General features: G+C 63.1%; 14 protein-coding genes. 10 read left to right on the plus strand and 4 right to left on the minus strand.

Translation table 11 applies throughout. From position 1 onward, the window contains the following. Positions 1 to 11 precede the first annotated feature (11 nt). The 4 genes from RS694_RS10830 to RS694_RS10845 all read left to right on the plus strand — a co-directional run bounded on the left by RS694_RS10830 (position 12) and on the right by RS694_RS10845 (position 4,440). On the plus strand, positions 12 to 2,069 hold the full coding sequence (locus tag RS694_RS10830; RefSeq protein ID WP_152528907.1) for a sensor domain-containing diguanylate cyclase: 2,058 nt from the start codon (positions 12 to 14) through the stop codon (positions 2,067 to 2,069). Between the two features lie 94 nt (positions 2,070 to 2,163). Further along, a complete protein-coding gene (locus tag RS694_RS10835; protein WP_029709700.1) occupies positions 2,164 to 3,093 on the plus strand; it encodes an acyltransferase in 930 nt (309 codons plus the stop codon). A 64-nt stretch (positions 3,094 to 3,157) separates the two neighbouring features. Beyond that, a complete protein-coding gene (locus tag RS694_RS10840) occupies positions 3,158 to 4,099 on the plus strand; it encodes a DMT family transporter (protein ID WP_029709699.1) in 942 nt (313 codons plus the stop codon). An 8-nt stretch (positions 4,100 to 4,107) separates the two neighbouring features. After that, entirely contained in the window at positions 4,108 to 4,440 is a 333-nt protein-coding gene (locus RS694_RS10845) for a YnfA family protein (RefSeq protein WP_206538121.1), read from the plus strand. Between the two features lie 143 nt (positions 4,441 to 4,583). Here the strand turns inward: RS694_RS10845 and RS694_RS10850 are convergent, their stop codons facing one another. From RS694_RS10850 to RS694_RS21015, 3 genes are read right to left on the minus strand one after another with little or no spacing between them, the layout of a single operon-like run. Beyond that, positions 4,584 to 5,474: an OmpA family protein gene (locus RS694_RS10850; RefSeq protein ID WP_029709697.1), complete on the minus strand. Its 891-nt coding sequence runs from the start codon at positions 5,472 to 5,474 to the stop codon at positions 4,584 to 4,586. A gap of 47 nt (positions 5,475 to 5,521) precedes the next feature. Then, positions 5,522 to 6,397, minus strand: coding sequence for a transglutaminase-like domain-containing protein (locus RS694_RS10855; protein ID WP_029709696.1), 876 nt, complete (start codon positions 6,395 to 6,397; stop codon positions 5,522 to 5,524). Further along, positions 6,390 to 7,199, minus strand: a complete 810-nt coding sequence (locus tag RS694_RS21015) for a beta/gamma crystallin-related protein (protein WP_029709695.1) — start codon at positions 7,197 to 7,199, stop codon at positions 6,390 to 6,392. The genes RS694_RS10855 and RS694_RS21015 overlap by 8 nt, the downstream gene beginning before the upstream one ends. 294 nt (positions 7,200 to 7,493) lie before the next feature. On the opposite strand from RS694_RS21015, the gene RS694_RS10865 reads away from it, so the two are divergent. The 6 genes from RS694_RS10865 to RS694_RS10890 all read left to right on the plus strand — a co-directional run bounded on the left by RS694_RS10865 (position 7,494) and on the right by RS694_RS10890 (position 12,300). Continuing rightward, the gene (locus tag RS694_RS10865; protein ID WP_051392169.1) at positions 7,494 to 7,778 is read left to right on the plus strand and encodes a hypothetical protein; all 285 of its coding nucleotides are present in this window, start codon (positions 7,494 to 7,496) and stop codon (positions 7,776 to 7,778) included. Between the two features lie 28 nt (positions 7,779 to 7,806). Next, positions 7,807 to 8,196 carry a hypothetical protein gene (locus tag RS694_RS10870; protein WP_051392166.1) on the plus strand — a complete coding sequence of 130 codons (390 nt, stop codon included), beginning with the start codon at positions 7,807 to 7,809 and terminating at the stop codon, positions 8,194 to 8,196. Further along, positions 8,193 to 8,699 (plus strand): hypothetical protein, encoded by a 507-nt coding sequence (locus RS694_RS10875; RefSeq protein ID WP_029709692.1) that lies wholly within the window; start codon positions 8,193 to 8,195, stop codon positions 8,697 to 8,699. The genes RS694_RS10870 and RS694_RS10875 overlap by 4 nt, the downstream gene beginning before the upstream one ends. Positions 8,700 to 8,703: 4 nt before the next feature. Beyond that, positions 8,704 to 10,182 (plus strand): DHA2 family efflux MFS transporter permease subunit, encoded by a 1,479-nt coding sequence (locus RS694_RS10880; protein WP_029709691.1) that lies wholly within the window; start codon positions 8,704 to 8,706, stop codon positions 10,180 to 10,182. A 186-nt stretch (positions 10,183 to 10,368) separates the two neighbouring features. Beyond that, the gene (locus RS694_RS10885) at positions 10,369 to 11,475 is read left to right on the plus strand and encodes a DUF3734 domain-containing protein (protein WP_029709690.1); all 1,107 of its coding nucleotides are present in this window, start codon (positions 10,369 to 10,371) and stop codon (positions 11,473 to 11,475) included. Between the two features lie 42 nt (positions 11,476 to 11,517). Beyond that, positions 11,518 to 12,300, plus strand: coding sequence for a 3-hydroxybutyrate dehydrogenase (locus RS694_RS10890; protein ID WP_029709689.1), 783 nt, complete (start codon positions 11,518 to 11,520; stop codon positions 12,298 to 12,300). Here RS694_RS10890 and ybgC read toward each other — a convergent pair. Further along, on the minus strand, positions 12,290 to 12,664 hold the full coding sequence (ybgC, locus tag RS694_RS10895) for a tol-pal system-associated acyl-CoA thioesterase (RefSeq protein ID WP_420805962.1): 375 nt from the start codon (positions 12,662 to 12,664) through the stop codon (positions 12,290 to 12,292). The two genes, RS694_RS10890 and ybgC, sit on opposite strands and share 11 nt — an antisense overlap. Positions 12,665 to 12,719 lie beyond the last annotated feature (55 nt).

The following is a 12,719-nucleotide window of genomic DNA, read 5'->3' on the forward strand; positions in this document are numbered from 1 at the left end:
AGGTGACCACCGTGTCGTCCCACGAAGAATCGACACTGTTTGAGTTCTTGCCCATCGGGGCCTACCGGTCTGCGCCGGACGGCACGCTGCTGCGCATCAACACCGCACTGCTGCGGCTCAACGGCTACGCCACCGAAGCCGAGTTCCGTGCCGACACCAAAAACACCGCGCGCGATCCCTATGTCGCGCCCGGACGGCGCCGGCAGTTCATGGATCTGCTGTCAAGCCAGGGCCAGGTGCGCAACTTCGAATCGGAGATGGTGCGCTTCAACGCGCCAGAGACCATGTGGGTACGTGAGCACGCGCACGTGGTGCGCGATCCGCAGGGCGAGGTGCTGTACTTCGAAGGCACGATCGAAGACATCACCGAAGAACGTTCTGCCACGGCGCGGCTGGAGCAGAGCGAGGCGATCCTGCAAAGCATCCTGCACACCATTCCCGATCAGGTCTGGCTCAAGGACGTGGACGGTGTTTACCTCGCCTGCAACGACCAGTTTGCCAGCAACATGGGCACCAAGGCGGTGACCGTGGTGGGCACCACCGACGCCGCCTGGGTGAGTGCCGAGCTCGAACAGCAGTTCATCGATGCCGACCGCCGCGCCATCCAGTGGGGCAAGGCCATGCATTACCAGGAGGCGCTGATCACGACCTCCAATCCACAAGGCGACTGGTTTGAAGTGAGCCGCATACCGGTGCGCGACGGCGAAGGCCACACCATCGGCGTACTGGGCATTGCGCGGAATATCCAGGAACGCCGCGACGCAGAGAGCCAACTGCGCGACGCCAGCGAACAACTCGAACTGGTCATGATGGGCGCCGACCTGGGCCGCTGGGACCACGACCTGACCCAGGAAAAAGGCTACCGCCTGGACGCACGTGCCTGCCAGATCCTGGGCCGCCCGGCCCATGAGGCCACGCAGTACCGCGCCTGGGGCCACCTGATCCATCCCGACGACCTGCCGGGCACGCTGCGCGCCATGCGCTCCCATCTGGGTGGCAACACCCGCGCCTACGAGGCCGAGTACCGTGCCCGCCATACCGATGGCCGCTGGATCTGGCTGGCCAGCCGCGGCAAGGTGGTGCAGACCGGGCAGGACGAACAGCCGCTGCGCATGGTGGGCACCATCATGGACATCTCGGCGCGCAAACAGGCCGAGATCAAACTGCGTGCCACACAGGCCGAGCTGCAGGCCACGCTCAACGCGATTCCCGACCTGCTCATTGAGTTCAGCGCCGACGGCCACTACCGCGCGATACACAGCCACACCGGAACCGATCTGATTGCCCCCATCGAAGAACAGATCGGCAAAACCCTGCACCAGGTCATCAACCTTGAAGCAGCAGACACCTGCATGGCCGCCTTGCGGGAGGCACTGGAAGTGGGCCATTCATTTGGCAAGCAGTACTGGGTGGACGGCCCGAACGGAAAGATCTGGTTTGAGCTGTCGGCCGTGCGTAAGCCGACCGAGCCTGGCGACGAGCAACGCCTGATCGCCGTGGCGCGCAACATCACCGAACGCAAGATGGCCGAGGAGTCCATTCGCCACCTGGCCTTCCACGACAGCCTGACCGACCTGCCCAACCGCCGCCTGCTGGGTGACCGGCTGCAACAGGCCGTGACGGCCAGTGCCCGCCAGCAGCAATACGGCGCCCTGCTGTTTCTGGACCTGGATCGCTTCAAACAACTCAACGACACCCAGGGCCACGAAGTCGGCGATCTGCTGCTCAAGGAAGTGGCGCAACGCCTCAAGCTCTGCGTGCGCGCCATTGACACCGTGGCGCGTCTGGGCGGTGACGAGTTTGTGGTGCTGATCCAGGACCTCAGCACCGAACCCGATGCAGCCCGCCTGCACGCCACCACCGTGGGCCACAAGATTCTGGCCAGTCTGAACGAGCCCTACACACTGGGCGGGCTGGAGGCGAGCACCACACCCAGCATCGGCATCACCCTGTTCCAGGGCAATGTGGTGCCCCCCGCAGAGATTCTGAAACAGGCCGACATGGCCATGTACCAAGCCAAGGCCGAAGGCCGCAACACGCTCTGCTTTTACGCGCAAAATACGGCTTAAGCGTCCGTTGGCGAATACAGCGCCATTTACAGATAAAAATGGGCTCTAGCCCTCATACAGTCTGCGCAAGCAGCTATAAAAACAATAGCAAACCATGCTTCACTTCTTACCCCCTGCCCTGCGCGGCCTGATCGCCACGCTGCTCATGGTGCTCAATACGCTGTTCTGGGTGCCCATCCTGCTGGCGTTCACCGTGGTCAAGCTGGTGCTGCCCTTCAGACAGGTGCGCCTGTTGCTGGACCCGGTGTTGCTGTTCATCGCCGAATCCTGGATCTCGTGCAACAGCGGCTGGATGGACCTGACGCAGAAGACCGAGTGGGATGTGCAAGGTGTGGACGGGCTGGACCCGCACAGCTGGTACATGGTCAACAGCAACCACCAGTCCTGGGTCGACATTCTGGTGCTGCAGTACCACCTGAACCGGCGCATTCCGCTGCTCAAGTTTTTCCTGAAAGCACAGCTCATCTGGGTTCCGGTGATTGGTGTGGCCTGGTGGGCGCTGGACTTTCCGTTCATGCGCCGCCACAGCGAAGAGTTTTTAAAGAAACACCCCGAAATGCGCGGCAAGGACCAGGAGACCACGCGCAAAGCCTGTGCCAAGTTCGCCCTGATTCCCACCAGCGTGATGAACTTCCTGGAGGGAACACGTTTCACTCCGGCCAAACACGCCAAGCAAAACTCGCCTTACCAACACCTGCTCAAACCCAAAGCGGGCGGCATGGCGCTGGCGCTGGATGCCATGGGCGAGAAGTTCCAGTCCATCCTCGATGTGACCATCGTCTATCCCGACGGTATTCCCACCTTTGGCCATTTCCTGCGTGGCAACCTGCGCCGCGTGGTCGTGCGCGTGCGCAGCCTGCCGGTGCCAAAGCATCTGCTGGGCGGCAACTACTCGGGCGACCCGGCTTTTCGCGAAGCGTTCTCCCAATGGGTGCAACAGCTGTGGCGTGACAAGGACGCCCAGATCACCGCGCTGCTGGAAGAAAGCGCGGCGGCCACCACCCTGCCCCCCGCGCGTGGCTAAGCGCGGCTAAACTTCGCCGCTCGCCCACGCCAACCCTGGCTTCGCATTCCACGAGTTCCCTACCTTGCCCCCTACCGCATCCGCTCCCCTGCCATTCTTCACGCGTCCGCGCATCGTTTTTCTGCTGGCCAGCCTGTGCTGCCTGTTGTGGGGCAGTGCCTACCCGGCCATCAAACAGGGCTACGCGCTGCTGGAAATTGGCCGCAACGACCTGGCCGCACAGTTGCTGTTTGCGGGTTACCGTTTTGTGGGCGCCGGTGCGCTGCTGCTGGTGTTTGCCAAGCTCTCCGGCAAGTCACTGGTGCTGCACCGCGCGCAGGCCGGCCAAGTGGCGCTGCTGGGTGTGTTGCAGACCACACTGCAGTACATCTTTTTCTACATCGGCCTGGCCCACACCACGGGGGTGAAGGGCTCCATCCTCAACGCCTCGGGCGTGTTTTTCAGCGTGCTGCTGGCGCATTTTGTGTACCACAACGACACCCTCACCTGGCGCAAGATCACGGGTTGCGCGCTGGGCTTTGCCGGTGTGCTGGCTGTGAACCTGGGCGGACTGCTGGGTGGCGGTGCGGCGGCCAACGCGGAGTTTTCGTTGCTCGGTGAAGGATTCATTGTGCTGGCGGCGCTGGTGCTGTCAGCGGCTTCGTTGTACGGCAAACGCATCTCGCAAGGCATGGACTCGGTGGTCATGACCGGCTACCAGCTCGGCATGGGCGGCGTGGCGCTGGTGGCGATTGGCTGGGTGGCGGGCGGGCGCATTAGCGCGTTTGGCGTAGCACCCGCGCTGCTGCTGGGCTACATGGCAGTACTGTCGGCCGTGGCCTTTGCGTTGTGGAGCGTGTTGCTCAAGTTCAACCGCGTGAGCACCGTGGCGGTGTACAGCTTTCTGGTGCCGGTGTTTGGCGCCTGCCTCTCGGCGCTGTTCCTCGGCGAGTCGCTGCTGGAGTGGAAATACCTGGTGGCCCTGCTCATGGTGAGCGTAGGCATCTGGTGGGTGTCCAAAACCTGAGCCTTCCGATGGACATGCTGAAAACACTGGGCCTGTTTGCCACCACCGCAGTGGCGGAAATTCTGGGCTGTTACCTGGTCTGGCTGTGGCTCGCACAGGGCCGCGCCATCTGGCTGCTGTTGCCCGCAGCACTGAGCCTGGCCGCCTTTGCCTGGCTGCTCACATTGCACCCCAGTGCGGCCGGTCGCGTGTACGCGGCCTATGGCGGTGTCTACATCGGCATGGCGCTGGTATGGCTGTGGCTGGTGGATGGCATCCAACCCAGCACGACGGACTGGGTTGGTGCCGCGGTCAGCCTGCTGGGCATGGGCATCATCATGTTTGGCCCACGCCCGACCTAAAACCGCAGACAACACGCATCCCCTTCAGGCTGAGCTTGTCGAAGCCCTCAGCAATTGCCGATTGGTAAAGGCTGCGTTTCGCCCTTCGACACGCTCAGGACAGGCCAGGCTCAACGCGAACGGACATAGGCATTGAAGGCTGTTTAGCGTTGCTGCGTCTTGCCGGTGTCATCCGACAACAGGATTTCCACGCGGCGGTTCTGCTGGCGGCCGGCAGCCGTATCGTTGCTGGCCACCGAGTACGCAGCGCCATAACCACGCACACCAATGCGTTCTATGCCAATGCCCATTTGCAGCAAGGCATCACGCACCGAGATACCGCGGCGCTCCGACAAATCCTGGTTGTAGGCAACGGTGCCGGTGCTGTCGGTAAAACCTTCCACCAGCACGGTGCGCAACGGGTTTTGCTGCAGTACCGTGGCCAGCTTCTGCACGTTGCGCAGGCCGTCCGGTGTCAGGCTTGCGCGGTCCGTACCAAACAGCACTTCGCCCAGCGTGATCACCATGCCACGCTCGGTCTTTTGGGCGGACAGGTCGGCCAGTTGGGCTTCGAGCTGTGCGGTGCGTGCCTGGGCCTCTGCCGCTTTTTGTTGCGCAAGGGCCGCTTCGCTCTGGGCCTGCTGCGCGATCGCCTGCGACTGCTGTGCGTTGGTGTTGGCCTGCATGGCTTCCGTGGTGCGCTGAATCAAGCGCATCTCATCACGTTCCTTGGCCGCGCGGGCGGCCTGTGCTTCCGTCTGCTTCTGTTTCACCACGACGCTGGTCATGGCGATTTTTTGCTGCGCCAGTTCGGCCAGGGCATCGACCCGGTCCTTGGCAGCGCCTTGGGCCGAGGCGTTATTGGCACGCTGCATGGCGTCGCTGGCCAGTTTCATCTCCAACGGAGCGTAGGTGGGTACGTCCGGGTTGGCTTGGATCTGGCTGTAGTCATTGCGTGTGCTCTCCAGCAGCGTGGTGCTGGTGGGCTTGGATGCACAGGCGCCGAGCACCAAAGCGATAGCCAGAACGGCGGGGGTCAGTACGAATTTTTTCATGGTGGATTCCTTCAAAGGTTAGAGAAAAAGTGCGCTGGCGTGGGTGCTCAGCTAAGGGGGCTGTCGGTGGACAGTGCTTGGGGAACGTGTTGCGGCAGTACCAGCACGCCTTGTGCGTTGGGCAAGGCCTCGATCTTCATGACCGGTGCTGTCCCCTGCACGCCGCCAAAAATGGTGGCAAACGCGGCATCGGCCGCGTCGCGTCCGGTGGCAAAACGCACAAAGCCCATGGGAATGGCGGTGCCAGACGGGTCAAACAAATACCAGCGCTGCCCCACAAACACTTCCACATAGGCGTGAAAGTCGGTAGGTCCCAGCGCCGGATCGGCACCGTAATCAATGCCGGTGGCAAAACGCGCGGGGATGTTCACGCCGCGGCACAGTGCAATCATCAAATGGGCAAAGTCGCGGCAGACACCGGTTTCGTCCACCAGAGTGTCCAACGCTGTGGTGTTGCCATTGGACGTGTTGGAACGGAACATCACGCGTTGCGTGACCCAGTTGCTGATGGCCTGCACCCGGGTGAACCCCTGCGGCAGGTGGCCAAACTCCTTCACCGCCAGGCGGTGCAGGCGGTCAGACTCGCAGTAGCGGCTGGGGTAGATGTACGGCAACACCGCACCGGGCAGATCCGCCACGCTGACCTCGGCCACTTCCATCGGCTGCGCCACATGGTGGTCCAGGTCCACCACCGCGTCGTAATGCACGGTGAGCGGCCCGGCCTCCGGGGCATGCAGTCGCAAGTAGCGGTTGTGGGTCACCGCATCGGTGTACATCGCGGGTTGCAGCGGCTGGCTGATGGTCAGCGACTCACGCACCACCGTCTGGTGCGCGGTCTGGGCCGCATGGATGTTGAAGATGAAATCGCAGCCGGGCTGCGTGATTTCATAGTTCAAGGTGATGGAGAAGCCCAGCCTAAGCACGCGGCTCGCCCTTGGCGTTTACGCGGATGGTCTTGCCCGGAGGCGAAGTCATCTGCACCTGGTGCTCCTGGCCCCGGAAGGTGTAACCCACGTCCCAGAACTCGGGCTTGGCCTGGCTGGTGTTGGTGCTGCAGCGTTCTACTTCCCGCGTGGTGGCGGGTGTGTTGTCACGCCCCACATGGGCGCCTACGGCCGCACCGGCGACAGCGCCACCGACGGTGGCCAGATCACGCCCACCGCCGCTGCCCACCTGGTGACCCAACACGCCGCCCAGCAATCCGCCGATCAGCGCGCCGGTGGGGTTCAACTTGCCCTGGGTGGCGGGCACATCTTCACGCTCCATCCAGCAACGTTTCTCGGGCGGGCCCACCACCGCGCGCACGGATTGGACATTGGCGTTAAACAGTTTCTCGCCGCGGCGGCGGCGGTTGTCGTACACCGGTTGCACCGGCAGAGGGGCATAACGGCTGTCATCAATACGTGCCTCCTTGTGGATGGCGCGCACCGAAGAGATGCGGTCGTTCATGCCCATGGCCGTCAGCGAGGCGTAACGCCCCGGGCGCAGCACCACGCAGCGCCCGCCGAAGTAGGCGTCGTCACACGCCTCCCAGCGGTCATTCAGCACAATCGCCGAGGTGGCACGGTCGTTGAACCCTGTGGTCCTGAAGTTGTCGATGGGCAAGGTGGCAGAGACCGAGCGTCCCTGAAAATCCTGGTTTTCGTAGAAGATGATTTCTGCGCTGGCCATGCCGGCGCTGACCAGAGCGGTCACTGCCAACAGGTGTTTAAAAGTCGTTTTCATGGTGGTTCCCGTAAGTGACAAAGGCCGCTGCAGTGCCCTGTGGCGGATGCAGTGGATGTGTGGGTCCAAGCATCCGGCAATGCGTGGTCCGTGCGAAGCGGCGAAGGCCGCCACTTGCCGTAGTCGCAGTCCTACGCACCCCGGTGCTGTCAGAGTGCTCCTACAGCCCAGCGGCCTGTGGTCTGACACGCCTGCGGCGAGATGACCGATTCCACTCTGGCACCCGTCCGCGCACAATGAATTCGAAGCCAGTCCAACGGCTGCTTCACCTTCCCACCCACTTCAAGGAATCCCATGAAAAACGAACCCAACCTCCACACCAACAACGGCAGCGTCGCCGCCAACCAGATCGCTCCGCTGCTGGACCGCGCCACCGAACAGGCCGGTGCCCTGGCACAACGCGGCTTGCATGCCGTGCAGGACAGCGCACAGCAACTGCGCGAGAAAGCCGCCCACTCCGGTGAAGTGACGGTGCGTTATATTCAGAGCGACCCGGTCAAGGCCGTGCTGATTGCTGCAGCCACCGGCGCGGCACTGATGGCCCTGATCAGTCTGGCGAGCCGCTCACGCCACCATTAATCCAACAAGCGCACAGGACACAGGCAACATGCTGCACCCGCTGTTTCACTTGATCGCCACCCAGCCGCAATTGCTGGGTGACCATGCACAGGCCTATGGCGAACTGATCAGCACGGAGCTGGCCACACAGGCTGCTGTCCTGAAACGGCGCACCCTGTATGGCGCGCTGGCGCTGTGTTTTCTGGGCGTTGCCATCGTGTTGGCAGGTGTGGCGCTGATGCTGTGGGCCACGCTGGTGCCTGCGCCCGCCCAGACGACTGTCTGGGTGCTGATTCTGGTGCCCGCAGTTCCTGCGGCGCTGGCGCTCGCCTGTTACCTGCTGGCACGCTCCGGAGGCACTGAAGAAGATGCTGCTTTTGCGGAGTTGCGCCGCCAATTACAAGCCGACATGGCCCTGCTGCGCGGTATGGGCACATGAGCGCCCCGCAGCTCACGCCGGTAGAGCGCCTGGCCCTGTCGCGCGAACGTTTGCGCGTGGCCATTGCCCACAATGCGGCCGCACGGGCTTCCGGTGCTACCGCGCCCGGTGCAGGCCTGATCGATATTCTCAAAACTGCCGTACCCGGCGCCGGTCTGTTGATCGACACGCTGGGCCCCACATTCAAGCAATGGTGGGCGCGCCACCCCCTGCAATCCAGCAGTGCGATGACAAGCGACGTCGTCCGTACGGTGCTGCGCCCGGTGGCACAGCGCCACCCCGTGGCGCTGATGGCCGGTGCCGTGGTGCTGGGCGCAGTGCTGATCTGGAGTCGCCCATGGCGCTGGGCATTCCGACCGCGCAACCTGTTCGCCACCATAGGCCCGACGCTGGTGTCCAGCGTGCTGGCCTCTGCAGCCGTCCAGTCGTGGATTGCCAGCGTGCTGGCCCAGGAAAAAGACAGCGCGCAGGCACAGAACCAGGAACCCCCGGTGTCAGAATAGGTGCATGACCGCACCTGACACCCTCGCCAGCCTGCAGGCCCGCCACGGCGAGCGTTACCGCTGGTTGCTGCTTCTGTCCGTCATGATTGGCACCATGGCGTCCATCATGTCGTCCACCATCATCAACGTGGCGGTGCCCGACATGAGCCGCTACTTCGGTCTGGGCCAAGACCGCATGCAGTGGGTGTCGTCGGGCTTCATGGTCGCCATGACGGTTTCCATGCTCACCACCCCCTGGTTGCTCTCACGCTTTGGCTACCGCAAAACCTACGCCTGGGCCATGCTGCTGCTTTTGGCCGGTGGCGTGTCGGGTGGCCTCAGCACCAATTTTGACCTCGTACTGCTGGCCCGTGTGGCCGAAGGGCTGGCGTCCGGCGTGGTGCAGCCCATACCGGCCATCATCATCCTGCACGCCTTTGGCTCCAACGAACAGGGCCGCGCCAGCGGCATCTTTGGCATGGGCGTGGTGCTGGCACCGGCCATCGGGCCCAGCATCGGCGGGTTGCTGGTGGACTGGTTTGGCTGGCGCTCCACCTTCTACATGGTGGTGCCGTTTTGTCTGGCGTCCCTTTACATGGGGCGGCGCTTTATTCCCGCGTTCACCACCGCCACAACAGACCACGCAGACGATGCGCCCAAACCCACGCTGGACTGGCGCGGCCTGGGTTTGGCCACGGCGGCGACGCTGTGCCTTCTCAACGGTCTGGTCACGCTGCAGAGCAATGGCCTGGCGCACTCTGCCGTCATGCTGGGCATTGCGGCGCTGGCGCTTTATATGTTCGTGCGCTGGCAGAGCCGTCTGAGCCACACCCACCGCGGGCCACACCAGCAGGCGCCACTGATGAACCTGGCGCTGTTCAACCACCGCCAGTTCGCCATGGGCAGCCTGGTGTCGTTCATCTACGGAACAGCGCTGTTTGGCTCCACCTACCTGCTGCCGGTGTACCTGCAGATGGGGCTGGGCATGTCGGCCGCGCACGTGGGCACCATCATGCTGCCCGCCGGTATTGCGCTGGCCATCACCATTCCACTGGTAGGCCGCATGGCTGACAAACACCCCACGCATCTGCTGGTCAGCATAGGCCTGGTGCTGCTGGCGCTGGGCTTTGCGCTGATGGTGACGGTGGGGCTGGGCTCGGCCATTGTGCTCATCGTGGCCTGGGTCGTGGTGGGGCGCATCGGACTGGGCTTTATCCTGCCTTCGCTGAACCTGGGCTCGATGCGCGGCCTCTCCAAAAACCTGATTCCGCAGGGCTCCAGCGTGATCAACTTTGTCCGCATGGTGGGCGGTGCCGTGGGCGTGAGCGTCTGCGCCATCGTGCTGGAGTGGCGCCTGGCGGTGCATGGTCAGTCCCTCACCCACCCCACGCCCAGCGCAGAGCGGCTCACGGCGTTCAACGAATCCTTTCTGATGCTGGCCGCGCTGTGCGCCATTGCCATCGTGGCGGCCTGGCAGCTGCGTGACGACAAGACCAGGCACTGAAGCGGCCCGCATATTGCTACTGAATTCATAGCTGCTTGCGCATACCCCACGCTGGCCAAGGCCTTATTTCTTGTAAATTTTCTGGCTTGGCAGCTTTACCCCAGATTCACCTTTTGGCGCATTGACACAGGTCCATGTAGCCCTCACTATTGGTTCAACCGCCCAACCTGAGATCCATTTTTTCCCATGACATCGAATTCGGACAAAGAGTGCATCCTGGTGCTGCAGGGTGGCGGCGCATTGGGGTCTTACCAGGCCGGCGTGTTTGAGGCGCTGAGCAAGGTCTACCGCGAGCCCACCTGGATGGCGGGCATCTCGATCGGTGCCATCAATTGCGCCCTGATTGCCGGTAATCCACCCCACCAACGTGTGGCGCGCCTGCGCGAATTCTGGGAACTGGTCAGTTCCTCACAGGCGGCGCCCAGCCTGGCCAGTGCGCCATTGCGCGAGCTGCTCAACGAAGCCAGCGCCAGCCAGGCCATGCTGTTTGGTGTGCCAGGCTTTTACGCGCCCCGCTTTCCGCCCGCGCCACTGCAGCCCCGCGGCACGCTGGAGGCCATCAGCTACTACGACACCGCGCCGCTGCGAAAAACACTGGAGCGGCTGGTGGACTTTGACCGCATCAACGCGGGCCCGATGCGGCTGTCCGTGGGCGCGGTCAATGTGCGCAGCGGTAACTTCGAATATTTCGACTCATCCAAACAGCGCATCGACGTGCGCCACATCATGGCCAGCGGCGCCCTGCCACCGGGCTTTGCGCCGGTGGAGATTGATGGCGAGCACTACTGGGACGGCGGTCTGGTCTCCAACACGCCGCTGCAGTATGTGCTGGACCAGCCCGGTGACCAGCAGCGCACCGTGTTCCAGGTGGATTTGTTTGCCGCTGCGGGCGCGCTGCCCGCCACGCTGGCCGAGGTGACCGAGCGCGAGAAAGACATCCGCTTCTCCAGCCGTACCCGGCTCAACACCACCATGGAGCTGGACCGTCAGGTGATTGCCCAAGCCGCGCAGCGCCTGCTGGCCAAGTTGCCACCCGAGTTGCGCCGTGACCCGGATGCCCGCGCGCTGGCCCGCCTGCGCTGTGAGGGCGGTGTGGATGTGGTGCACCTGATTTACCGCAGCAAGCACTACGAAAGCCAGTCCAAAGACTACGAGTTCTCCCGCCTGTCCATGGAAGAACACTGGGACTCCGGGCGCGCCGACATGGCCCATACCTTGCACGATGCGCGCTGGACCGGACGCGAACGCAATGCGCACGGCGTGCGCGTGTTTGACCTCGCATCCAACGCCTAAGCCCCCATACCCTTTTCATCTTCACTTATTGAAAGCACCGCCATGAAACTCCAGGACAAAGTCTGCATCGTTACCGGCGCCGCCAGTGGCATTGGCAAGGAAATCGCCCTCACCTACGCGCGCGAAGGCGGCAAGGTGGTGATTGCGGACCTGAACAAGGCCGCCGCACAAGCAGCTGCGGACGAAATCGTCAAGGCGGGCGGCACGGCGATGGCCGTGGCCATGGATGTGACCAACGAAGACCAGGTGAATGCCGCCGTGGCTGAGGTGGTGGCGGCCTATGGCGGTGTGGACGTGCTGGTGAGCAATGCCGGCATCCAGATCGTGCACCCGATTGAAGAGTTTCCGTTTGCCGACTGGAAGAAGATGCTGGCCATCCACCTGGACGGCGCCTTCCTCACCACCAAGGCGGTCATGCCGCACATGCAAAAGTCCGGCAACGGCGGCAGCATCATCTACATGGGATCGGTGCACTCCAAGGAAGCCTCGGTACTCAAATCCGCCTACGTCACCGCCAAGCACGGCCTCATTGGCCTGTGCAAAACCGTGTCGAAGGAAGGCGGCAAGTACAAGATCCGCGCCAATGTCATTTGCCCCGGTTTTGTGCGCACCCCACTAGTGGAAAAGCAGATCCCCGAGCAAGCCGCCGCATTGGGGATCAGCGAAGACGACGTGATCAAGAAGGTGATGCTCAAGGAAACGGTGGACGGTGAATTCACCACGGTACAGGACGTGGCCGAGGTGGCGCTGCTATTTGCCGGCTTCAACTCCAACGCGCTGACCGGTCAGTCCATCGTGGTCAGCCACGGCTGGTTCATGCAGTAAGCACTGCGGCCCGCACCTGCGGCGGAATGCGCCGCGGCTTGAGCGTGTCGGCCTGCACGCAGCCAATGCGAATGCGGCCCTGCGCCAGCAACGTGTCGCCGCGCCAGGCTTCCTGTTCCAGCACCATCGAGGCCGCGCCCTGCTCCACCACCTTCACGCCCACGGCCATCAGGTCGTCCAGCTTGGCCGGTGCCAGGTAGCGCATCTGCACCTCGGCCACCACAAAGATGGCGCCGGTTTCCTCACGCAGGGCCTGCTGCTCCACGCCCGCGGCGCGCAGCCATTCGGTGCGGGCGCGCTCAAAAAATTTCAGGTAGTTGGCGTAGAAGACCACGCCACCGGCATCGGTGTCTTCCCAGTACACGCGAATGGAAAAAGGGTTGCAAAGTTCGGGCACAGGCAATGGGGCTCCAGTAGAC

Source organism: Rhodoferax saidenbachensis (assembly GCF_001955715.1).
Taxonomy (GTDB): domain Bacteria; phylum Pseudomonadota; class Gammaproteobacteria; order Burkholderiales; family Burkholderiaceae_C; genus Allorhodoferax; species Allorhodoferax saidenbachensis.